This is a genomic window from Actinobacillus indolicus, from assembly GCF_004519515.1.
Taxonomy (GTDB): Bacteria; Pseudomonadota; Gammaproteobacteria; order Enterobacterales; family Pasteurellaceae; genus Glaesserella; species Glaesserella indolica_A.
This window is the reverse complement of sequence record NZ_CP038145.1, coordinates 868,790-892,198: the sequence shown is the minus strand read 5'-3', so window position 1 is coordinate 892,198 and position 23,409 is coordinate 868,790. Positions and strand designations below refer to the sequence as shown.

Annotated in this window: 23 protein-coding genes; 11 read left to right on the top strand and 12 right to left on the bottom strand. The window is 40.6% G+C overall.

The window, feature by feature from the left end; translation table 11 throughout:
- Window positions 1–71: 71 nt before the first annotated feature.
- Both EXH44_RS04280 and ppa read right to left on the bottom strand, forming a co-directional pair.
- Window positions 72–830: a M48 family metallopeptidase gene (locus tag EXH44_RS04280; protein ID WP_162856421.1), complete on the bottom strand. Its 759-nt coding sequence runs from the start codon at window positions 828–830 to the stop codon at window positions 72–74.
- A gap of 64 nt (window positions 831–894) precedes the next feature.
- Window positions 895–1,422, bottom strand: coding sequence for an inorganic diphosphatase (ppa, locus tag EXH44_RS04275; RefSeq protein WP_162856420.1), 528 nt, complete (start codon window positions 1,420–1,422; stop codon window positions 895–897).
- 270 nt (window positions 1,423–1,692) lie between these two features.
- Between ppa and ilvC the strand changes: the two genes are divergently transcribed.
- On the top strand, window positions 1,693–3,174 hold the full coding sequence (ilvC, locus tag EXH44_RS04270; protein ID WP_162856419.1) for a ketol-acid reductoisomerase: 1,482 nt from the start codon (window positions 1,693–1,695) through the stop codon (window positions 3,172–3,174).
- A 98-nt stretch (window positions 3,175–3,272) separates the two neighbouring features.
- On the opposite strand, the gene EXH44_RS04265 is transcribed toward ilvC, so the two are convergent.
- Genes EXH44_RS04265 through EXH44_RS04255 form a run of 3 tightly spaced genes read right to left on the bottom strand, consistent with a single transcriptional unit; the run spans window position 3,273 to window position 5,936 of the window.
- Window positions 3,273–4,034 (bottom strand): biotin--[acetyl-CoA-carboxylase] ligase, encoded by a 762-nt coding sequence (locus EXH44_RS04265; protein ID WP_162856418.1) that lies wholly within the window; start codon window positions 4,032–4,034, stop codon window positions 3,273–3,275.
- Window positions 4,035–4,040: 6 nt separating this feature from the next.
- Window positions 4,041–5,069: a UDP-N-acetylmuramate dehydrogenase gene (murB, locus tag EXH44_RS04260; protein ID WP_162856417.1), complete on the bottom strand. Its 1,029-nt coding sequence runs from the start codon at window positions 5,067–5,069 to the stop codon at window positions 4,041–4,043.
- A 3-nt stretch (window positions 5,070–5,072) separates the two neighbouring features.
- On the bottom strand, window positions 5,073–5,936 hold the full coding sequence (locus tag EXH44_RS04255) for a YicC/YloC family endoribonuclease (protein ID WP_162856416.1): 864 nt from the start codon (window positions 5,934–5,936) through the stop codon (window positions 5,073–5,075).
- A 90-nt stretch (window positions 5,937–6,026) separates the two neighbouring features.
- Here EXH44_RS04255 and rph point away from each other — a divergent pair, with 90 nt between their 5' ends.
- Window positions 6,027–6,743: a ribonuclease PH gene (gene rph, locus EXH44_RS04250; RefSeq protein WP_162856415.1), complete on the top strand. Its 717-nt coding sequence runs from the start codon at window positions 6,027–6,029 to the stop codon at window positions 6,741–6,743.
- Window positions 6,744–6,817: 74 nt separating this feature from the next.
- Here the strand turns inward: rph and qseC are convergent, their stop codons facing one another.
- Genes qseC through EXH44_RS04235 form a run of 3 tightly spaced genes read right to left on the bottom strand, consistent with a single transcriptional unit; the run spans window position 6,818 to window position 9,321 of the window.
- On the bottom strand, window positions 6,818–8,188 hold the full coding sequence (gene qseC / locus EXH44_RS04245; protein ID WP_162856414.1) for a quorum sensing histidine kinase QseC: 1,371 nt from the start codon (window positions 8,186–8,188) through the stop codon (window positions 6,818–6,820).
- Window positions 8,175–8,846, bottom strand: coding sequence for a response regulator (locus EXH44_RS04240; RefSeq protein WP_162856413.1), 672 nt, complete (start codon window positions 8,844–8,846; stop codon window positions 8,175–8,177). The genes qseC and EXH44_RS04240 overlap by 14 nt, the downstream gene beginning before the upstream one ends.
- A 52-nt stretch (window positions 8,847–8,898) precedes the next feature.
- Window positions 8,899–9,321: a YgiW/YdeI family stress tolerance OB fold protein gene (locus EXH44_RS04235; RefSeq protein WP_162856412.1), complete on the bottom strand. Its 423-nt coding sequence runs from the start codon at window positions 9,319–9,321 to the stop codon at window positions 8,899–8,901.
- Window positions 9,322–9,925: 604 nt separating this feature from the next.
- Between EXH44_RS04235 and rppH the strand changes: the two genes are divergently transcribed.
- The 4 genes from rppH to EXH44_RS04215 all read left to right on the top strand — a co-directional run bounded on the left by rppH (window position 9,926) and on the right by EXH44_RS04215 (window position 12,882).
- On the top strand, window positions 9,926–10,540 hold the full coding sequence (gene rppH / locus EXH44_RS04230; protein ID WP_162856411.1) for an RNA pyrophosphohydrolase: 615 nt from the start codon (window positions 9,926–9,928) through the stop codon (window positions 10,538–10,540).
- Window positions 10,537–11,331 (top strand): sulfite exporter TauE/SafE family protein, encoded by a 795-nt coding sequence (locus EXH44_RS04225; protein ID WP_162856410.1) that lies wholly within the window; start codon window positions 10,537–10,539, stop codon window positions 11,329–11,331. Before rppH ends, EXH44_RS04225 begins: the two co-directional genes overlap by 4 nt.
- Before the next feature lie 10 nt (window positions 11,332–11,341).
- Window positions 11,342–12,139, top strand: coding sequence for a prolipoprotein diacylglyceryl transferase (gene lgt, locus EXH44_RS04220; protein ID WP_162856409.1), 798 nt, complete (start codon window positions 11,342–11,344; stop codon window positions 12,137–12,139).
- Between the two features lie 68 nt (window positions 12,140–12,207).
- Window positions 12,208–12,882, top strand: coding sequence for a phosphoglycolate phosphatase (locus EXH44_RS04215; protein WP_162856408.1), 675 nt, complete (start codon window positions 12,208–12,210; stop codon window positions 12,880–12,882).
- A gap of 102 nt (window positions 12,883–12,984) precedes the next feature.
- Here the strand turns inward: EXH44_RS04215 and rpsT are convergent, their stop codons facing one another.
- Window positions 12,985–13,248, bottom strand: a complete 264-nt coding sequence (rpsT, locus tag EXH44_RS04210; protein ID WP_005713402.1) for a 30S ribosomal protein S20 — start codon at window positions 13,246–13,248, stop codon at window positions 12,985–12,987.
- 240 nt (window positions 13,249–13,488) lie between these two features.
- Here rpsT and murJ point away from each other — a divergent pair, with 240 nt between their 5' ends.
- The 4 genes from murJ to EXH44_RS04190 are packed head-to-tail and all read left to right on the top strand — an operon-like array spanning window position 13,489 to window position 18,980.
- Window positions 13,489–15,060, top strand: a complete 1,572-nt coding sequence (gene murJ, locus EXH44_RS04205) for a murein biosynthesis integral membrane protein MurJ (protein WP_162856407.1) — start codon at window positions 13,489–13,491, stop codon at window positions 15,058–15,060.
- A gap of 60 nt (window positions 15,061–15,120) precedes the next feature.
- Window positions 15,121–16,185: an MFS transporter gene (locus EXH44_RS04200; RefSeq protein ID WP_162856406.1), complete on the top strand. Its 1,065-nt coding sequence runs from the start codon at window positions 15,121–15,123 to the stop codon at window positions 16,183–16,185.
- 6 nt (window positions 16,186–16,191) lie between these two features.
- Entirely contained in the window at window positions 16,192–16,563 is a 372-nt protein-coding gene (locus EXH44_RS04195) for a fluoride efflux transporter FluC (RefSeq protein WP_162856405.1), read from the top strand.
- 32 nt (window positions 16,564–16,595) lie between these two features.
- Window positions 16,596–18,980 carry a GDYXXLXY domain-containing protein gene (locus EXH44_RS04190; RefSeq protein ID WP_162856404.1) on the top strand — a complete coding sequence of 795 codons (2,385 nt, stop codon included), beginning with the start codon at window positions 16,596–16,598 and terminating at the stop codon, window positions 18,978–18,980.
- A 75-nt stretch (window positions 18,981–19,055) separates the two neighbouring features.
- On the opposite strand, the gene dsbA is transcribed toward EXH44_RS04190, so the two are convergent.
- Entirely contained in the window at window positions 19,056–19,694 is a 639-nt protein-coding gene (dsbA, locus tag EXH44_RS04185) for a thiol:disulfide interchange protein DsbA (protein ID WP_162856403.1), read from the bottom strand.
- A 39-nt stretch (window positions 19,695–19,733) separates the two neighbouring features.
- Window positions 19,734–20,003 (bottom strand): DUF1040 family protein, encoded by a 270-nt coding sequence (locus EXH44_RS04180; RefSeq protein WP_162856402.1) that lies wholly within the window; start codon window positions 20,001–20,003, stop codon window positions 19,734–19,736.
- An 85-nt stretch (window positions 20,004–20,088) separates the two neighbouring features.
- Between EXH44_RS04180 and mobA the strand changes: the two genes are divergently transcribed.
- Entirely contained in the window at window positions 20,089–21,210 is a 1,122-nt protein-coding gene (mobA, locus tag EXH44_RS04175; protein WP_162856401.1) for a molybdenum cofactor guanylyltransferase MobA, read from the top strand.
- Window positions 21,211–21,297: 87 nt separating this feature from the next.
- Here mobA and EXH44_RS04170 read toward each other — a convergent pair whose 3' ends face one another.
- Window positions 21,298–23,397, bottom strand: a complete 2,100-nt coding sequence (locus EXH44_RS04170; RefSeq protein WP_162856400.1) for a TonB-dependent siderophore receptor — start codon at window positions 23,395–23,397, stop codon at window positions 21,298–21,300.
- Window positions 23,398–23,409: the final 12 nt, after the last annotated feature.

Genomic DNA, 23,409 nt, shown 5'->3' with positions numbered 1-23,409 from the left:
AAAAATTCGCAGTGCGTTTGGTCAATTTTAGCTAAAAAAATAGGCAGGATAGCCTGCCTATTCCATATGTATTATTTTTTACTTGCGTTATAGATTTCTTTTGCTTTTGGCACTAGACGAGCAAGATTCTCTTGGCGATCTTCGTTAGATGGGTGGGTAGAGAAAATAGATAGACCTGAGCTACCATTCGCTTTGCTCATTTTTACCCATACATTCGGCGCAGCTTCAGGGTTATAGCCGGCTTCTGCCATTAACATCAAACCGACTTCATCAGCTTCTGTTTCTTGGCTACGAGAGAATGGTTTTGTTGCAATTAAATCAACGCCTGCACTTAATAGCCCTTCGGTACTCACGCCAGTAGCCGCTGTTACAGCAACATCTGCCAATACGCCTACGAGCCCAGTGATAGTGCTTACTGTTCTATCTGATTTCCCATGCTCTTGTAATGCATGTGCCATCTCATGTCCCATTACAACCGCAATTTCATCATTCGTTAATTTAAGTTTATCCACTAACCCAGTATAAAACGCCATTTTACCACCAGGCATCGCCCATGCATTGAGCTCATCTGATTTCAACACTGTGATTTCCCATTGGAATGGTACACCTGTTTTATTCGCTTTTTCCGCATAAGGCTTCATTTTATTAAATACTGTGTGTACACGTTTTGCAGTTACAGAGGTGGTATCAATCGCATTTTTCGCTCTCGCTTCTTGCTTTACCTGCGTATAGCTGTTAGCCGCTTCCTGATTAATTTCAGAAGTCGTTACACAAGCGGTTAGAAATGCAACAAAAATTGCAAATGTTGTTGTTCGCTTTAGAAGTTTCATCATTTTTCCTTATAAGAATGCCAAAGTATCTACTTTGGCATTACATTAAACAAAAGGTTTTTAATTATTTTTTCGCACGCTCGTAAGAGTCTAAGATTTCTTGGCGAGCTTCATTCACATCGCCCCAGCCTTCAACTTTCACCCATTTGCCAGCTTCTAATGCTTTGTAGCTTTCGAAGAAGTGTTGGATTTGTGCTTTTAATAATGCAGGTAAATCACCCACATCTTTAATGTGATCGTACTCTTTGCTTAATTTAGTGTGCGGAACTGCAACTACTTTCGCATCGCCACCTGCTTCGTCAGTCATTTTTAACACACCAACTGGACGGCAACGAATCACTGAACCCGGTTGAAGTGGGTATGGTGTTGGAACTAATACGTCCACAGGGTCGCCATCAGAAGAAAGAGTATGGTTTACATAACCGTAGTTCGCAGGATAGAACATTGCTGTTGCCATAAAACGATCCACGAAAATTGCACCGCTTTCTTTATCCACTTCATATTTGATTGGATCTGAATTTGCAGGAATTTCAATTACAACATAAATATCATCTGGTAACTCTTTACCAGCAGGTACGTTTTCTAAGCCCATTTTGGTTTCCTTCTATTAAATAAGGGTGAAAAATTGGCGAGATTATAACGGATTCATTGCCAATCAGCAAAGCAAGCGGTGAGATTCTCACAAAAATTTGCAAAAAATAATGGGTATCTGACCGCTTGTAATTTCATTTATTGCAATAACAAATCCTAATAATATCAATTTACGCAACAATAAAAATAGGTATAATCGACACCATAAAAACAAACAGTATGTAAACACAACATCAATACACCTCAATTAACACAAACAAAGGATTCCAATATGGCTAACTATTTCAATACCTTAAACTTACGTGAAAAACTTGACCAATTAGGTCGTTGTCGTTTTATGGATCGCAGCGAATTTGCTGACGGTTGCAACTTCTTAAAAGGCAAAAAAATCGTGATCGTAGGTTGTGGTGCGCAAGGTTTAAACCAAGGTTTAAATATGCGTGATTCTGGTTTAGATATTGCTTACGCATTGCGTGCAGAAGCAATCGCAGAAAAACGTGCATCATTCACTCGTGCATCTGAAAATGGTTTTAAAGTTGGCACATACCAAGAGTTAATCCCAACTGCAGATTTAGTGATTAACTTAACCCCAGATAAACAACACTCTAAAGTGGTGGCAGATGTGATGCCGTTAATGAAACAAGGCGCAGCATTCGGTTATTCACACGGTTTCAACATCGTTGAAGAAGGCGAGCAAATTCGTAAAGACATCACCGTTGTGATGACCGCACCAAAATGCCCGGGTACAGAAGTGCGTGAAGAATATAAACGTGGTTTCGGTGTGCCGACATTAATCGCCGTTCACCCTGAAAATGACCCGAAAGGCGAAGGTATGGCAATTGCGAAAGCGTGGGCATCTGCAACAGGCGGCGATCGTGCAGGCGTGTTAGAGTCTTCATTCGTGGCAGAAGTAAAATCTGACTTAATGGGTGAGCAAACGATCCTTTGCGGTATGTTACAAGCAGGTTCTATCGTGTGCTACGACAAATTAGTGGCGGACGGTAAAGATCCGGCATACGCAAGCAAATTAATTCAATACGGTTGGGAAACCATTACCGAAGCGTTAAAACAAGGCGGTATCACGTTAATGATGGATCGTCTTTCTAACTCAGCGAAAATCCGTGCCTTTGAATTAGCGGAAGAAATTAAAGTCCAATTAAACGACCTTTACTTAAAACATATGGACGACATCATCAGCGGTGAATTCTCATCAACAATGATGGCAGACTGGGCAAACGGCGATGCAAACTTATTAAAATGGCGTGAAGAAACTGGCAAAACAGCTTTCGAAAATTCACCAAAAGCAGAGGGTATCAAAATTTCTGAACAAGAATACTTTGATAACGGTGTCGTGATGGTGGCAATGGTGAAAGCGGGTGTTGAAATGGCATTCGATGCAATGGTTGCAAGCGGTATCTACGAAGAATCTGCATACTATGAGTCATTACACGAACTTCCGTTAATCGCAAACACTATCGCGCGTAAACGTTTATACGAAATGAACGTAGTTATTTCAGACACTGCGGAATACGGTAACTACTTATTCTCACACGTTGCAACGCCAATTCTTGCAGAGAAATTAATCCCGATGTTACAAAAAGGTGATTTAGGCGAACCAACACCAACCGTTGAAATCGACAATGTATATTTGCGTGATATTAACGATGCAATCCGCAACCATCCAGTTGAGTTAATCGGTCAAGAATTGCGTGGTTATATGACAGATATGAAACGCATCTCTGTTGGTGACTAATTTTTAGTGATAGAAAAGCCTACTACGAAAGTGGTAGGCTTTGTTTTCCGATATGGAGTATCAGTAACATAATGCTGTATAGGAAAGGTTCTATATCGTTATTTCGCCCTCAATGAAATTTCACCTATCGCAAAACTACGAATAATTTCCCCTTGTTGCAAAATCAATTCCCCTTCTTCATTAATCCCAAGGGAAATGCCGTGAATTTCTTCATTTTCAGTGATTAATCTGACCGCTTGATGACGGAAAATATCAAACTGTTGCCAACGTTCCACATAGGGTTCAAAGGTGGTTTGTGGGTAAGTCGCTAAGGCATTTTGTAAGCGTTTTGCCAGTTCAGCAACCAGTTGAGAACGGTTTATCTGATGTTCCGACAGGTCGCTCCAAGCTTGCGTGACCACATTTTTATCAACAGTGTTCATTCCTAAATTCAAGCCGATGCCAATCACAAGGTAAATTCCCGTTTTATCGACACGACTTTCAATTAAAATGCCTCCCATTTTTTTACCTTGATAGTAAATATCATTGGGCCATTTAATTTGAATATGTGGTACATTCAGTGCTTGGAAGGTCTCGGCAATTAACACTGAAACCACTAAACTTAATGACGAAAGCTGTGGAATGTCCAATGAAGGATAATGCCACAACATTGAGAAATAAACGTTTTGGCTTTCTGGGGAATACCATTGCCGTCCACGTCTGCCCCGTCCTGCTGTTTGGGATTCCGCCACACAAAGCGAACCTGACGGCAAGGTTTTATAGTGCGTCAGCAGATATTCGTTGGTGGAATCAATCTCTTTAAATACAAGAGCTTGCCCTTGCGTTAATGCCGATGTAATTAAATGTTGATCAAGTCCCATTGCCAATTACCTTGTCACCAGTTCACTATCTACTTCACCGTGTCGCCCCATAAAACGCACTTCAGGGTGCAATTCAACGCCAAATTTCTCACGGACTTGACGGCGGACTTCTTTGGCAAGAGCCACAACATCCGCTCCAATGGCATTCACTTTATTAATTAACACCAACGCTTGTTGGGTATGGACTGCCGCGCCACCAATTTGGAAACCTTTTAAATTTGCTTGGTCAATCAACCAGCCCGCAGGTAATTTGACCGAACCGTCCGCTTGTGGATAGTGTGGAATAGTCGGGTAAGCGGTCTGAATCTGTTGAAATTTTGCAAATTCCACTACGGGGTTTTTAAAAAAACTGCCTGCGTTACCAAACTCATCAGGATTCGGCAATTTCGCACTGCGTACGGCACAAACTTCATCAAACACTTGCTGTGGTGTCACTGTATTTGGATCAAATTGAGCCAGAGAACCATAATTTAAAACAGGTTGCCACGCCTTAGCTAATTTCAAACCGACAGACACAATTGCATAATGCTCACGATATTGATGTTTGAATACACTTTCGCGATAGCCAAACTCACATTCATTTTTCGTTAAACGGAACAGCTCACCCGTTTTAAGATTTAGTACATCGACATAATCGCAAACACGTTCAAATTCCACCCCGTAAGCCCCGATATTTTGAATCGGTGCAGAGCCAGCAACACCAGGAATTAACGCCAGATTTTCAAGCCCGCCAATCCCTTGTTGCAACGTCCATTGTACGAGTTCGTGCCAATTTTCACCGCCAGCCACCTGTAAATAATGAAAATGATCGTCTTGACGATGTTCGATCCCTTTGAGCTTATTGACTAATACTGTACCGTCAAAATCGTCTAAAAACAGCACATTAGAGCCTTGCCCTAGCAACAAAATAGGTTGCTGTGCTTGATCGGCTTTTTGCCATTCGGTTAATAGTTGTTCAATATTGTTGAACTCAATAATGACCGACGCTTTTGCAGGCAAATGAAAGGTATGAAATGGGGTTAAGGTCTGACTCATTGACTACTCCAAATTCTGAATTTGCTCACGCATCTGTTCAATCAACACTTTCAGCTCAACGGCAGAATTAGTGACATCAGCATTAATAGATTTTGAGGCGAGCGTATTCGCTTCTCGATTTAGCTCTTGCATCATAAAGTCTAATTTACGCCCAACCGCACCGCCTTTTTTCAAAATAGATGTGGTTTCTTTGACGTGTAGCTGTAAGCGATCTAACTCTTCCGCCACATCGACTTTTTGAGCGAGTAGTACCATTTCTTGCTCTAAACGTAGTGGATCAAGTTGCAAGTTCAGTTCATCAAAACGCTGTTGCAAGCGGTCTTTTTGCCACTGTAAAACGCTCGGCATTTGAGCCTGTACTTTTGTCGCTTCTGTGGCAATAGCGTCTAAACGCTGTTGAATTAAGGCTTGTAAATTCGCCCCTTCACGTCCACGCATTGCGATAAATTCTGCAAGGATCTGCTCAAAACCGTCTAATAAATCTTGGCTGATTTGGTCGAGATCTTGATTTTGGTTATCAACAACCCCAGGGAAACGCAGAATATCCACCAAGTTAATTTCGCCTTCTTGAGCCGTTTCTTTTAGCCATTGTAATGAACTTATCACCTGTTTGGCATACTCTTGATTTAAAGTTAAGCCATTGTTTTGATTAGCATTTAATTCAATGCGTAAACTACACTCTACTTTACCACGGGTTAGTGTCGTACGCAGACGTTCACGCAAGGTCATTTCCAAATTGCGAAAGGCTTCAGGCAGACGGAAATAAGTTTCTAAAAAACGTTGATTAACCGAACGGATTTCCCATACGGCGTTACCCCACTCTTTCTTAAGCTCAAGGTGGGCGAAAGCGGTCATACTGTAAATCATTGTACTCTTTTCTCTTTGTTACAAAATTTGGCATATTGTACTTGGTATTCTGCTAGAATAGGGGAAATTTTTTAGAGAAAAGGAATAAATATGCGTCCAAATAATCGTCCTGTTGATCAAACTCGTCCTGTAAAAATCACTCGTAACTATACTCGCTATGCCGAAGGGTCTGTGTTGGTGGAATTTGGTGAAACCAAAGTGCTGTGTAATGCCACTGTCGAAGAAACTGTACCACGTTTTCTCAAAGGGCAACAACAAGGCTGGGTGACTGCCGAATATGGTATGTTACCAAGAGCAACCCATAGCCGTACCCAACGTGAAGCGGCGAAAGGCAAACAAGGCGGTCGTACAATGGAAATTCAGCGTTTAATCGCTCGCTCTTTGCGTGCTGTCGTTGATTTGAAAGCCTTAGGTGAGCGTACGATTACGGTAGATTGTGATGTGATACAAGCCGACGGCGGTACACGCACAGCGTCTATCACGGGGGCTTGCGTTGCGTTACACGATGCGATTAACAAATTGATCGCCGATGGCTTATTAAAAGAAAATCCGATGAAAGGCTTAGTGGCGGCAATTTCGGTTGGTATTGTCGATGGACAAGCAGTCTGCGATTTAGAATATGTAGAAGACTCTAACGCTGAAACCGATATGAATGTGGTGATGGTTGAAGACGGTCGTTTAGTTGAAGTACAAGGCACAGCCGAAGGCGAACCGTTTAGTCATATGGAATTATTGCAACTCCTTGATTTAGCACAGAAAGGGATTGAGCAGTTGTTTGAAGCACAGCGTCAGGCATTAAACAACTAAGTGGTCATTATACAAGCGGTACGATCCTGCTCATATTTTGTAAAAAATAGAGAGAATCGCACCGCTTGTGAAGCTTAAAGAAGAATGGTGGCTTTTAACCCTTTTTGACCATCAATAGCGCCATTTTCAATCTGAATTTGATAATGGTGAAGCTCTGCAATACGTCTAACGATGGATAAACCAAGCCCACTTCCTTTTTCATTTTGACCTGCTGGACGATAAAAACGTTGTCCTAATTTAGCCAAATCCGCCTCATCCACACCACCGCCATTATCTTCTACAATAATTCGATGTTGTTCTAACGTTACTCGAATTACGCTATTTGGCTGACAATATTTAATCGCGTTATCAATCAAATTTCTTAACATCAATGAAAGCAATAAAGGCTGTCCTTGTTGGATTTTAGGTGTTCCCTTCTGTTCAAATTCAATCTCCATATCACGTTTTTGTGCTTGGAAATAAAGCTCACCCACTAGCGATGGAATAAGTCTATCCCAGTGAATATCTTCCACACCTTCCAATTCCGTTAAGTTGTCTAAACGGGATAGCGTAAGCAGTTGCTCAATAAGTTGAGTTGCACGGTTAATGCCTTGGGTTAAATTGCCTAACGCCTTATCACGTAAAGCACTGTCATCACCCGCTAATTGTGCGATTTCCGTTTGAATCTTTAATGCGGCTAACGGACTACGTAACTCATGAGCTGCATCCGAAGTAAATCGACGCTCTCTTAATAACATCGTTGATGTTTTATCAAAAAACTGATTTAAGCTCGTCACTAACGGCAAAATCTCTTTTGGGACATCTGTCGAAAGCGGACTATTGTCTTCTGGTGTTCGCTGTTTAACTTGTTCGCCTACGCGTTGTAACGTCTGTAGTTCTCGCTTAATCACCCAAACAATTAAGCCTAATAATAATGGAAGACTTGCAAACCAAATCCACATTTGGCTAAAGACCATACCTTGAGTGAGATCGTCACGATAATCAAGCTCTTGTCCAACGGCAACCAAGAAACGATCACCAATCGGCAACCAAAAAATTCGCCACTCATCATTATCTTCATTATTTAACGGGGATTTAGAAAAACCGCGGGTATTTTTAAACGGAAAGTTTTCACCATTATTTCCATCACTCAGCACCATTTCTCCTTGAGAGGTGAAAATCGCAAACGCCAAAGCATCATCATCAAATTTTGCTTTTTTAAAGCCTTTTTTATGATGTTCGCCATTAAATGCACGTTGGGGTTTTCGTTCCATCAGTAAGGTGCGTAAATCCGATGAGGCAAGGCGTTGCGCAAATAAAATCTGTTGTGCATCAAATACTTTATTGACTTCGCTACGGACTTGTACCCATGCCACAGCCGTTGAGATCAACCAAATAAACACCGCACTACAGGAAATCACCAACATTAAACGAAAACGTAAACTGGTATTTTTAATGAGTTTCATCGTTTTTCCCTAAGGTATAGCCTACGCCGTGTACAGTGCGAATAAATTGTTTTCCGAGTTTTTGACGTAAATTGTAGATATGGACTTCTAATGCATTGCTATTAACTTCATCGTCCCAAGTATAGAGTTTTTCTTCAATAGAAGAACGGGTTAAGACACGATCTTTATTGTGCATAAATAGCTCAAGTAAATTATATTCCCTTGTGGTTAAGGTCACTTCCTGATCTTTAAGGAACACTTTGCGTTGGTTTGGATCGAATCTCACTAAACTGTGTTCAATTACGGGGTTGGTATGCCCATAACGACGACGGATTAATGCTTGTAAGCGTGCCACAACCTCTGCGAGAGCAAAAGGTTTACAGAGATAATCATCTGCTCCACGTTGTAGCCCTGTGATACGTTCATCAAGGGTATCTCTTGCGGTTAAAATCAGCACTGGCACATCCTGATTTGCTCTGCGCCAATTTTGTAGCACATCAAGTCCGTCCATTTTAGGCAAGGTGAGATCGAGCACTACAGCATCGTAAGGTGCAGAACTGAGCGCATCTAAACCTGTTTTACCGTCCGTAAACCAATCCACACTAAAACCCGATTTAGTTAACCCTAATTTCAGCCCTTCGCCAATTAACGAATCGTCTTCAATTAATAAAATACGCATCTCAACCTCCAAAATAGAAAAAGTGGCATTACTGCCACTTGGAATTATCGCATTAATTTACTTTTTCTACACGATGAACTTCAATGTCCGTCTTATTCCAAGACTTATCAACTTCACCATAGAGTTTCACTTCATTATTTGGGGTAATTTCTTGTCCTGCCCAAGCTTTACGCTCAATTTCTACGTTAATTTCTCCGCTTGTATCACGGAATAAGAAATCTTCTTTCCCGACTTGTTTTACAATTTTACCTTGTAAAACAACATATTGATCATCATTCATTGAAGCGACTTCACTCACTTTGGAAGGTGCTTGATTGCTATTGTAGCCTCCACGTTTAAATTCCCCTTTTTGTTGAACTTGGTTCATCGTTTGTGGTGCATTTGGATCTTGAAATCCACCATTTGGGGTATTTGCAAAAGCTGATGCTGTTAATGTGGATAATACTAAAGTTGAGATTAAGGTTAATTTTTTCATAAATTTCTCCAAGTTAAGTTTATAAACCAAAGCTATATTGCTTTGTTGGAATGTATTAAACCAAATAAATCTTAAGAAACCCTTAAGACATGAAATTTTTTAAAGAAAAATAATGATTAAAAAATAAACTGCAATCTCATACTTATTCAAATTTCATCTAACTTATTGTTTTATATAGGAAAAGTAAATTATTCAGATCGTTATTTTAGGTTATACACGATCATTATCCCGATCTATCACAATTTTATCCACAGAGAATGGGGATAAAACCCTAGCTAATGTGGAAAAAGTAAGAAAAGCGTATAAATTTTGCTAATCTTATTCACTTTTGAAAATAAATTAATCAGTTAAATGTGTACTTATCCAGTAAGATTTTTCCTTTTTGGGATCTTAATCAGAAAAAAGATCCCATAGAAGATCAAGGTATTCCTAAGCTTATCCAATGAAAACTCTCAGCAAATTCTCAGCTTACTCACAATGTTATCCACAACTTGTAAAAAAATGTGTAAATCTCACCGCTTGTTTTGCCCTTGGCGGTTGTTCAAATAGCCGAAGTATGAAACAATCTCACTATTTTTAAATTGATTAAATAAGGCGGTCTAAATTGATCGATTTCGATGGTTACCGCCCGAATGTTGGCATCGTGATCTGTAATAAACAAGGACAGGTTCTCTGGGCAAAACGGTTTGGTCAAAACTCTTGGCAATTTCCACAAGGTGGAATCAATGAGGGTGAAAACATTGAAGCAGCAATGTACCGTGAGCTCTACGAAGAAGTCGGTTTATCCAAAAAAGATGTACGATTACTTTGGGCATCCAAATATTGGCTAAAATATAAATTGCCGAAACGTTTGGTTCGTAATGAACAAACACATCCTGTATGTATTGGACAAAAACAACGTTGGTTCCTACTCCAATTACTCTCTGATGAAAATGAAATAAACCTGAAAGCCAGTAAAACGCCCGAATTTGACGGCTGGCGTTGGGTGAGCTTTTGGTATCCCGTTCGACAAGTGGTGTCATTTAAACGTGATGTTTATCGCAAAGTGATGAAAGAGTTTGCCCAAGTATTGATGGGTGAAATGAAAAAAAATGACAGCGATAAAAACCGAGAAGAAGTGAAAGAGCAAAAAGAGTTCAAAGCAGAAAAACGAGACTCTCACCAATCCAAGCGGGAATTTCGTAAACTATATCGTACATTTAAGGGGAAAAAGTCGTGATCGAAGTTTTTATCGCATTTCTTGTCCTTGGGGCAATAGCTGGCTTTTTAGCTGGCTTATTTGGCATTGGTGGAGGCATGATCATTGTGCCGACACTTGTCTATCTTTTACCAAAAATTGGTGTGTCTGATGAATTATTAATGTCCATTGCATTGGGAACTTCTTTCTCAACGATTGTTCTTACAACATTATCTGCCGCACAACGCCAGCATAAACTGGGCAATGTGGAATGGTCATTACTGAAATACTTTGCCCCTGCATTAATGGTTTCCGTCTTTATTTCAGGTTTGATTGTAAGTGATTTTCCTAAATCAGTTCTGACTAAACTCTTTGCTATTTTAGTGTTCTATAACTCGATCAAGATGTTTCTAGCACTCAAGCCAAAACAGCAAGAGCCTAAGCCGTTGACAACCAAATCAACGATTATTGCTGGAAGTATCATCGGGATGATTTCCAGCTTTGCAGGTATCGCAGGCGGTGCTTTCATCGTGCCGTTTTTAAATAGTCGAGGAATTGAACTGAAAAAAGCGATTGGAAGTTCATCTTTCTGTGGTGGCTTATTAGGGCTTGCCGCAACAATTAGCTTTATCATTAGTGGTTGGAATGCGCCTAATCTACCTGAATATTCGCTAGGTTATGTCTATTTACCAGCCTTAGCGGGCATTACCATGATGTCGGTGTTTACTTCCAAACTTGGCGCAAATGCTGCTAATAAGCTTCCTGTGCCAATTTTAAAACGGGCGTTGGCCGTATTTTTAATGATTATTGCAATAAATATGTTTTTGAAATAAAAGGAAATTTATGTCTGAACAATTTCTAGCCTTTCCAAATATCGATCCTGTAGCCCTTAAACTCGGGCCTATTTCGCTACATTGGTATGGCATTATGTATCTGCTCGGCTTTGGCTTTGCCTATTGGCTTGGTACTAAACGAGCGAAAAACTCAAACGGTGTATGGACAACAGAACAAGTCGATCAACTTCTGTTTAACGGCTTTTGGGGCGTTGTACTGGGCGGCAGAATTGGCGATGTATTCTTTTATAGCTTCGACCGTTTCCTACAAGATCCCCTGTATTTATTTCGAATTTGGGAAGGGGGAATGTCGTTCCACGGCGGTTTACTTGGTGTAATTGTTGCAATGCTTTGGACTTCCCGTCGTCAACATCGTAGCTTTTGGCAAACTGCTGACTTTATCGCACCGCTTATTCCGTTTGGGCTAGGCTTAGGGCGTATTGGTAACTTTATCAATGATGAACTTTGGGGACGTGTCACCGATGTACCTTGGGCAATCATGTTCCCGAGTGGCGGCTATTTACCACGCCATCCATCTCAACTTTACGAAGCCGTTTTAGAAGGGTTAGTACTGTTCTTTATCCTGAACATCTATATCCGTAAACCACGCCCAACAGGCTCGGTGGCAGGACTCTTTTTAGTGGGCTATGGAGTATTCCGCTTTATCGTCGAATACTTCCGTGAGTTCGACCCAAATGTGAATACCGCAGCGGATTTAATCACGCGTGGGCAGTTGCTCTCATTGCCGATGATTATTGGGGGAATTGTGATTATGGCGGTTGCTTATAAAATGGATAGAAATAAATAAGCTACAAGCGGTGAGATAACGCAAAACTTTTGCAAAATCTCACCGCTTGTCTTTTTAAGGAGAATAAAATGACACAACAATTCAAATTAATCGGTTTTGATCTCGACGGAACGCTAGTCAATAGCTTACCTGATTTAGCCTTATCGCTTAATTCTGCCTTTGCTGAAGTTGGCTTGCCACAAGCCCCTGAAGAGCTTGTGTTGACTTGGATTGGCAATGGAGCTGATGTACTTTTTGCGAAAGGAATGGAATGGACAGGAAAAGCAGGCGAATTTTCACAGGACGAATTAGCCCAAATTAAATGCCGATTTGGTTATTTTTATGGTGAAAATGTCTGCAACATCAGCAAGCTCTATCCTCATGTGAAAGAAACATTAGAAGAGCTTAAAGCACAGGGCTATATTTTAGCTGTGGTAACAAACAAACCAACTAAGCACGTTTTGCCTGTGTTGCAAGCCTTTAAAATCGATCATCTCTTTTCAGAAGCACTTGGTGGGCAATCTCTGCCTCAAATTAAACCACACCCAGCGCCACTTTATTACCTTTGTGGTAAATTTGGTTTATATCCGCATGAAATGTTGTTTGTCGGTGATTCTAAAAACGATATTTTGGCGGCAAAAGCTGTTGGTTGTAAAAGTGTAGGTTTAACCTATGGCTACAACTACAACATTCCAATTAGTGACTCTGAGCCTGATTATGTTTGTGAAGATTTTGCTGAAATTTTGAAGATTGTCTCTATATAAAGTATAAATAGTGGCAGGTTTTGTTTCGGCAATTTACCTATAAAAAAACCGACCAAGTGGTCGGTTTTTCCAAAAAATTTGCAAATTTGTTTAAAAAAGCAATTACGCTAATTTTTTGATTTGAGCTGCTAACTTAGATTTGTGGTTAGCTGCTTTGTTAGCGTGGATTAAGCCTTTAGATGCCATACGATCCACAACTTTTTGCATTTCAACGAAAGCTGCTTCTGAAGCTGCTTTATCACCAGTTGCTACTGCTGCGTATACTTTTTTGATGAAGGTACGCATCATTGAGCGTTGGCTTGCGTTATGTTGGCGGCGTTTTTCTGATTGAACCGCACGTTTTTGTGCTGACTTGATATTAGCCAAGGTCAAACTCCTAAAAATATCTGTGTAAAAATAAAAACATAAAAAACAATTTTTTATGCAGTGCTATCGATAGTTTAAATTCATTTTCAACGAGACACGGGCTTGAAAATAACATCGTTTCACACAAGAAGTGTTCTTGAGTAAAAGATAGGGGCGGATTTTAGCAGTTTTTTTCTGATTTTCCTATAACAAACTGCTAAAATTCCGATCAATTTTTTAAGAAGATAAAGAGAACAGATTGTGAGCAAGAAATTATTAAGATCAGGCTTAATTGTCAGTAGTATGACATTAATCTCTCGCGTACTTGGTTTAATTCGAGATGTGGTTGTTGCAAATTTACTGGGGGCAGGTGTTGCTGCTGATGTATTTTTATTTGCTAACCGTATTCCTAACTTTCTTCGGAGGCTTTTTGCTGAAGGGGCTTTTTCTAAAGCCTTTGTGCCTGTTTTAGCGGAATATAATGCCGATAATGATCCAGATAAGACCCGAGAGTTTATCGCCAAAGTATCGGGAACGTTGGGTGGATTAGTCACTGTTGTCACCTTAGTCGCCATGATTGCTTCCCCTGTGATTGCCGCATTATTTGGGACGGGCTGGTTTTTAGATTGGCTCAATGATGGCCCGAATGCAGAAAAGTTTACCCAAGCATCCTTATTATTAAAAATCACCTTCCCTTATTTATGGTTTATCACCTTTGTTGCCCTATCTGGTGCGGTGCTGAATACCTTAGGCAAATTTGGGGTGATGGCATTTTCTCCAGTTTTACTGAATGTGGCGATTATTGCTGTGGCGATCTTTGCTTCCCCTTATTTTGACTCGCCCGATACGGCGCTTGCGTGGGGGGTATTTTTAGGTGGCTTATTGCAATTCCTATTTCAAATCCCTTTTATGAAAAAAGAAGGGCTGTTGGTTAAACCTAAATGGGCTTGGCACGATGAAGGGGTGACAAAAGTTCGTAAATTGATGATCCCAGCCTTATTCGGTGTTTCTGTTACCCAACTGAACTTGCTCATTAATCAGATTATCGCCTCATTTTTAATTACAGGCTCAATTAGTTGGCTCTACTATGCAGATCGCCTTATTGAATTCCCATTAGGTCTGTTTGGTATCGCGATTTCAACGGTGGTATTGCCTAGCCTTTCACGTATCGCAAAACAGAAAGATCTGACAGAAGAGCAACGCAAATTCAACTTTGAGCAAACAATGGACTGGGGCGTTCGTATGGTATTACTGCTCGGTATTCCTGCGATGATTGGCATTATGATTTTAGCTCAGCCATTAATGATGACGATGTTTATGCACGGTAAATTCCAACTGGCAGATGTTATTGCTTCTTCAAAAGCATTAACAGTGATGTGCTTTGGATTAATCAGTTATATGCTCATCAGCATTCTAGCCAATGGTTTTTACGCTAATCAAAATACCAAAACGCCAGTCAAAATCGGGATCATTGCGGCAATCAGTAACATTTGCTTTGGTGTACTCGCAATTCCTTTTGGCTTTGTTGGTTTAGCGATGGCTTCTGCATTATCTGCGGCGGTCAATGCTACCTTACTTTACCGTGGTTTATCCCAAAGTAATATTTATAAAGTCAGCATAAAAACGGCGATCTTCACCTTAAAATTGCTCATTTCTGCGTGCATCATGGGCGCATTGGTTTCCTATTTTTCGCCTGATTTACAAGGGTGGAATGCATTACACTTTTGGTCAAAGGTTCATTGGCTAGCGTGGTTAATTGTACTTGCTGCAATCAGCTATTTTGCAAGTTTAATTGCCCTGGGTATTCGTCCAAAAGATTTCCGTGCTGCTTAACACTCAAGCGGTGAGATCTGCAAAAAATTTGCAAATCTTACCGCTTGTCTGGATATTCAAATGTCTTTAGAAAAACTATTACTCACTCGTCGCTTTATTTCGACCCTTGCTTATTTTTCAATGCAAACGGTCTTTTTTATCTACCTGCAACAAAAAGGCTTATCTAACGCTCAGATCGCATTTTCGTTGTCGGTACTGTTTTTTTGTAGCCAAGCCCTTGCAATTTTTGCAGGAGTGTTAGGCGACCGCTATGGTTTAGCGAAAATGATGTTAGTCGGCTGTATGCTCGATGTGATCGCCTATGTTTTCTTCTTGTCAGCGGAAAGCTACATGGTGCTATTAATGGCGACAATGTGCTTTGGTATGGGAAGCTGTCTATTTGCAACTAATGCAAGGGCGTGCTTACTTGCCTTGGCAGGTGATGAATATGCGGCGAAAACTCGCTTACAAGGCAAATTCTTACGGGTCACCAGTATGTCTTCGATGGCAGCTCCGTTACTCGCTATTCCCTTTATCAAGTATGAACAGATCAATGCGTTAATCTGGTGCTGTTTTCTCTTGGAAGCGGTGTTGTTTGTCTTTATGGCAAAGCCATTCTACCAAATGGAAAATGTGAACAATTTAGTGAAATTCCGCTGGGGGCAAATTCGGGAAATCATCACCAAAGAGTTTATTTTTGTTCACTTAATGCTGTTTGTACCGTTAAGTGTCGCAATGTCGTTTTTTGTGATTTTTCCTTATCTGTTTGACAATAAACTCAATGCCCCAGAGCAGATCCCAATTGCGTTATTTATCAATGGGTTAATGACCGTTGCTCTACAATCGTATTTCTCCAAGCATATCAATTTAACCCGTAAACAACTTATTTTCGTCAGCCCGGTTTTAGCGGTTGGTATGGTTGCCCCTTGGTTTATCACGCTACATTATGCATCGCTGGTTTCTGCCTATATCTATTTGGTGATTTTTACCTTACTTGAAGTCTATGCATTAACGGCAATGGCGAATTTACTGGTGAAATTTGATAACGGTAAAAATCGTGGATTTATCTTCGGATCGTCCCGCTTGATCCAGTCGATTTTGACGATGATGGTGATGAATTTAATTCCTGTACTGTTTTTGGTGTAACAGATAATGACACAAATTCTACTGATTTCTTTCGGTGCGGTACTCGGCGCACTCTCTCGCTGGCAACTCGGTGTATGGCTCAATCCGCTTATCAGTCAATTTGCTTTTGGCACTTTACTGGCGAATGTGATTGGCTGTTTTCTCATTGGTATTGCGCTAGGTTTGAATTTGCAGGAAAGTTCAAAATTGTTATTTATTACAGGATTTCTCGGCAGTTTCACAACATTTTCCGCATTTTCAGCGGAGATCGGCGAAAAACTGCTTCAAGAAAAGTGGTTGAATGCGGTGGGGATTTTTCTATTGCATAATATCGTCGGCATTATGGCGACGGTGATCGGTGTGATATTGATAAAATCGATAACAAGCGGTAGGATTTAACCAAAATTTTACAAATCATCTAGGTGAGAGCAATGAACCTACTTAATCAATCTTGGGAAAAATATCTGCGATTCATTTTTATGCTATTGGCTGTCGGGCTTTTCTCAAGTGGGGTTGTCACCTTCATTGCATCAAACTGGGAATTACTCACTAAATTCCAAAAGCTCTATGGCGTACAAGTGCTACTCGTTGTTGTAACACTAGTTGCCACGTGGATTTATCGTCGAGAAAGCAGGCAACAGAGCCCCATCAAAAGTTATGCACTCTTTTTTGTCTCCTTGATTGTGATTGGTGCTTTACTCGCTCTTATCGGACAAATTTATCAAACAGGGGCAGACCCTTGGCAACTTTTTGCTCTCTGGACATTGTTGCAGTTACCCCTGTTACTTTGCCTGCCTAATATCGCTGGCGCACTACTCTTTTTAGCCACCTTAAATATCACCTTACTTCGTTATCAATTTGTTCATCATATTGACGCATCTTTTATCATCGGTGTTAATTTGCTTCTGCTTGCGGTAATTGAAGCGACAAAATCACGCTTATACGATCCTTGGCGTGTCGTGAATAAAATTCAGAATGTCATTTTAGTAGCGGTATTAGGCTGGTTCGTCGTGGAAAATACCCAATTAATCCCAATCACTTGGCTCATTTCCATTGGGCTACTTTGGTTTTACAGAACACGTCGTCTGGACTTATTTAATCTCTCCGTACATTTTGCCTATTTGATTGCATCCGTAAATGTCTGGTTATTAGATCAACTTGAACTGGGCGGACTAATGTTTTCATCACTCATCACATTGTTTGCTCTCTTTTTTGTTGCCTATTACGTCAAAAAATCATTCGGCGCTTATTTATCCCAACGCCAATCACACCTTGCCGTACAACTGCTCTATCTATTTTTGATTGCACTCGGTACAGGGATGCTTGTCCTATGTATTGCTTTATTTGTCGTACAAGATGAAGCCTATACGTTACTTTTCACAACAGCCATTCTCCTTATTCCTGCGTTCGCTTTTAGGAAAAAGGGAAATTATTTAGAACTCAGTGCGATTTGTTTTTTGGTTGCATCAGGGACTTGGACTGCATTTTGTCTATTTTTAGATATATCCTCTTGGATGGGATTAACCTTAAGCATTACCGCATCGGTAATCGTTTACTTGATAAATCAACAACATTGGGTAAGAACAGTTGTTGTTCTTCAGATTTTATTTATACTTTTTGAACATTTTTATGCCTTTAACGACTTCTATTCCTCTGAATACGAACATGAAATGTTTTTCTACCATTTCTTTAGCTCTTATTCGTTTTACTGGCTATCATTGGGTTCACTGATTTGCTTTTACTGGATGGGACGCACTCGGTTTGATTTACGCTCTATGGCGTGGGGTTTTCTTCTCTTTTACGTGTATTTTGTTTTCAGCAAATCACTCTTTAGTTATCACATGGAAGCGGATGAATTACCGCAGATAAATACCTTTAGTGACTTCTTCCATTTGGCTACTTTTGATCTGTTCAATCGCCCTTGGGATATTCATTCATTTTTATCTCTCGTTGCATCCCTTTATGCCGTCGTCACTTTTTTACTTTTACATAAAGCACAGCAACGCCCAATACATTGGCTAATTGCTATTGGTATCTTATTTTTGAGTATTAGCTTTATTAGCGTTCCATTACTGATCTTTTGTATTGCCTTACTCTTATTGGCTTATACCAAACAAAGCCGACCGATCTTTGTATTTAGTTTAGTGATCGCAATAGCATCATTAGCAGAATATTACTATTCACTAAAACTTCCGTTACTCTATAAATCCTATTTGTTGTTAAGTGTAGGTGTTGCATTTAGCCTGATTGTCATCAGCTTATATCGTCAATATCCAGAGCAACAAGAGCATATACAAGGGCATTCTTCATACACTAAACGCATACCTATTACGGCTCTTGTCACGCTTATTTTAACCCTAGGCGTTGCACAATTTACGATTCATCAGAATGAAGATGTATTAGAAAATGGCGAATCTATTGTACTAAAGTTAGCTCCAAGAGATCCAAGATCGCTAATGCAAGGGGATTATATGGAACTCCATTATGAACTACTCAATCAAGTAGGTGATGCGTTACCAAATGAAGAAATGACCAATAGCAAAGCCTATGCACTACTCACACTGGATGAACAGCGTATTGCAACACTTTGCCGAATTGAATTTGAAAAACCACAGTATTTTGATGGCTGTGCACAGGGTATTTATTTACCCGTTACACTAAATAGTTATGGGGATTTATCTCTTCCAACCCAGCAATTCTTCTTCCCTGAAGGTAAAGGGGAATATTTCAACCAAGCGGAATATGGGGAATATCGTTTTAAAGAAGGAAAGGCGTTGCTATTGAGATTACTGAATACAGAATTACAGGGATTATAATATCGTGAGGGAGAGAAAAAAGTTGCTAATATTTAAAGAGGGTAAATATTAGCAACTATTTTATTGATGATGGTACTATTTTTTCACTAAGAATAAAATCGCATCAATATAACGCTGAACAAACTCATTGGTTGAACCTGAATCAGAGAAACCTTCTGGATTTAGCTGATATTGTTCATTTACAAAAAATGCTGGCACGCCACGCACTTTAAATTCTTCAGCGGCTTGAGTTTGTTTTGTCACTAAGCCATTCACCGCAAAGCTGTTAATGCCACTGTCAAATTGTTCTGCGGTAATGCCATTGGCTAAGAAAATCGCACGAATGTCGTCCATCGATTTAATCGCATCTTTTTGTGCTGCTTCAAATAATGGGGTTTTCACCTTATCTTCCGCACCTAATGCCATTGCTAATGCCCACGCTCGTGTTAATTCTGCCGATTGACGACCTAAAAAATCAACGTGGTACTGTTTTAACACCGCCCCTTCAGGTAAACCTGCTTTGACTTTACTTGGAATTTTGTAATTCAATTCAAAATCATAGCAGTGTGGGCAATAGAAAGAGAAAAATTCTAACACCTCTTTTTGAACCGAAGGCACTTGGCGAACTTCGATATACTCTTTATTTGCAACAGGATCTTGTGCCATTGCAGTGGTTGAAAAAGCCCCTAATGCAGAAAGGGCAATGAATACGGTTTTTAAAGCAAATTTTTTCATAAAGTCCTCGAGTTAAAAAAAGTCGATCCTACGACAATATTAATTATTTAAAATTCCACGCGCTTTTAATAAAGCGGTTTTAAAATCTTCTTCGTAATCTTTTTTGATACCTGGGATCACTTCGGTTTTATCTTTGCCACGCATTTTGAGCTGGTAAATTAATACTTCATCGCGCAACGCATCTAAATCATTCGGTTTGCCAACTTCTTCAGCAAGTTTGTGTAATAAATCAAGTAAGTGAAGATCGGGTTCTTTACGCCAATGTTCGCCCAATAATTCTAAAACCTCGTCTAAACGTTTACATTTCATTGGAAAATCCTTAAAAAAATTTGGAAAAAACTAGGCAGAATCATATACTTTTAAGGTCAATTTTGCAAAAACAAGGGGAAAATAAATGCAATTTAATCAAATTCAAGGGGTAATTTTAGCAGGGGGGCTTGCCCTTCGTTTGAATGGAGTACAAAAAGGATTGCAACTGCTACAAGGTAAACCTTTGATTTCACATATTTTAGACAGATTATCTCCGCAGATTTGCAAAATTTGGCTGAATGTAAACCGCTTGCAAGAGCAATATCAGCAACACTATCCCGATATTCCGCTTTATGCCGATAGCCTTGACGGCTTTCAAGGTCCGTTAAGCGGTATGTTATCGGGCTTTGAACAAATCGACAGCGAATACTTGCTGTTTGTCCCTTGCGACAGCCCATTTTTGCCTGAAAATCTTGTCGCAAAACTGAGCACAGCCTTACAGATTAATAATGCACAAATTGCCTACGCCCACGACGGTGAACGCCCACACCCGACCTTTGCTTTAATCCACCGCTCTGTATTACCTGCATTGCAAGATTATCTGCATAATGGCGAACGCCGCCTATTTCAGTTTTTCCAAAGCCAACGTAGTATTGCCGTTGATTTTTCCGAACAAAAGCAGGCGTTTCAAAATTTTAATACCCCTGAAGATTTTCTTCCTTATTCCCTCCCTCCGCTTGCGGGGGGAGGTGTCCGTAGGACGGAGGGGGGTATTCCGTTACTTGCAGTGACAGGCTATAGTGGCACAGGCAAAACCACTTTACTTGAAAAGCTCATTCCCCAGTTAAATCAAAAAGGGATAAAAGTGGGTTTAATTAAGCACTCTCACCATAATGTCGATGTCGATAAAGCAGGCAAAGACAGTCATCGCCTACGTTTAGCGGGTGCAAATCCGACAATGATTGTCTGTGAACAGCGTTGGGCGATGATGGTGGAAACGAATACTCTTGAATCCTTTAATGCGCTAGTAAAACAGATGGAAACACAAGATGTCGATCTGATTTTAGTCGAAGGCTTTAAACACGAAACCTTGCCGAAAATTCAGCTACACCGAAAAGAGATGGATAAACCCTTACCTGAGTTAGATCTTTTTACGCTCGCCACCGCAACGGATTATCCGTTGGAAAGAGAAAATCTGTTGGATATTAATGATGTGGAGCAGATTGCGGAGTTTGTGGTGGGATATTTGAAAGGGTATCTAGGCTGATGCCTTTTGATAGTGAACTACAAGCGGTCAGTTCCGTTTAAAAATTTGCAAATTTTTAGGGAAAACCGACCGCTTGTATTCATCGCATTAGAACTTATAACTCACTTGAGCGTTAATGTTACGTCCCGCACCGTAGTAGCAGTAGTAATCACAGCCGGCAACATAGCGGCGATCACCTACGTTTTCCACGTTAATTTGGGTACTCCAGTTTTTGTTGAAGTCATAACGTGCCATTAAATCCACCAAAGTGACAGACGGAACTTTCGCACCTGAATAGAGAGAGCCTTGAGCGGTAACGCTGCTTCCCACATAACGCACGCCAGCACCTAAGGTTAAGCCACTTAAAGCACCGCTGTTAAAGGTGTAAGAAGTTCTGGTTGCCAGCGTATGTTTTGGTAGTAATTCTTTACGCACATCACCCGTCGAGGTTTGGGTAACGGCTTTCAAGTAAGTGTAAGCTAAGCCTAAATTCCAGTTTTCAGTGAGATAAACATCCGCTTGAAGTTCTACGCCTTTGCGTCTTACTGGATCTGTGCTGCTGACCGTTGCACCAATTCCGTTACCGATTAATGCGCCTTTATCTTTCGCTTGGAAACCAGCAACGGTAATCACGCCGTCTAACCAAGTCGGTAGATATTTCACACCCACTTCGTATTGGCGGGTTGTGTTCGGATCATATAACGTTTGATTACCGCTTAATCCAACAGGTAAACGGAACGATTCGCTGTAAGCAAAATAAGGATTGATTCCGAACGGTGCTTCATACATTAATGATGCAGAGTAAGACGTGTGGTTCGCTTTCACACTTTGCGTGCTGGTATATTCATCTTGTTTTGCACGGTCGTGACGAACGCCTAAGCCTAAAACGATTTTATCCGCAAAACGGCTTTGGTTTTGTAAATAAAAACCTAATTGACGTGCTTTTATTTGAACGTGTGGTGCGGCACTCACGTCTTGAGTTTGGTTATAGCCTACCGCCGAATTAAAGACATTGGTTGCTGCCGTACTGCCGAATAAGGTATATAGCGCATCGACTTTTTGATGGCGGTAATCGGTTCCGACTACTAAGGTATTTTTCAGCCAATCATTCTCAAATTTCCATGTCACATTATTATCGATTGCGTGCGAAATAGATTTACCGTCGTTAAACACCACGCCACGCGCTAAAGCATAACCTACAGCGCTTGGTGCAAGTGGTGCCCAATTAGCATCATAGGCTGACGGATAAGCATAAGAACCACGGTGATAGTTATCCACATGGCTATAGCGGTAACTACTGTTGACGCTAAAACCGTTGGCAAAGTCATGATTAAATTCATAACCAAGCCCATATTGGCGGTTACGTTCTTTATCATTGACTGGATCGCCCAAGTTAGTAGAACGGCTGATATAACCGTTTGGTGAGGCGACTAAGGTACCTTCTTGCGGTAAGAAGTTTGAACTTGGCACACCCTTATCCTGCTGATAATTCGTCAAAATCGTTAAACGGGTACGATCTGAAATATCCCATTCAAATGAAGGTGCGATATAAAGTGTTTCATTCTTTGTATTATCCCATTGGCCATCTTTACCGCCATAAGACGTGACCAAACGATAGCGCAATGTTTCCGCCGTGTTCATCGCACCAGTGTAATCAGCTGCAAAACCATATTGTGCATTATTACCTACATTGATTTTAAATTCGCCTTTGCCGATTTGATCTTTATGTGGGCGCTTGCTGACATAGTTGATTAAACCGCCTGATTGTGCTGCACCGAATGTCATTGCATCCGCACCTTTGGTAATTTCAACTGCTTCTAAACCAAAGGTGTTCACATAAGGGGTAAAGAAACCGTAGCTGAATGTCGGTAAACCGTCCACCGCTTGAGTGACTTCCGCACCACGCACACGGAACCAGTTGGTGTTGGTATCTTCACCGAATACTTGGTTAGCGAAACCCGCTTGATAACGCCCGATTTCATCTGCTTTGGTAATGTTTTGTTTATCAAGCTCTTCACGATTAATCGCCACCGCCGATTTCGCTTGATGCACCGGCACTTCGCCCATACGGTACATAGAACCGCCCACCACACTGATTTCATCCAATGTTGCCGTTTCTGCGTTAGTTTGCTCGTTTGCCATTGCATGATTTGCAATGGCAAGTAGTACTACTTGAGAAATTGTTGAATAAACGAATGTTTTTTTCATTTTAAAGTCCTT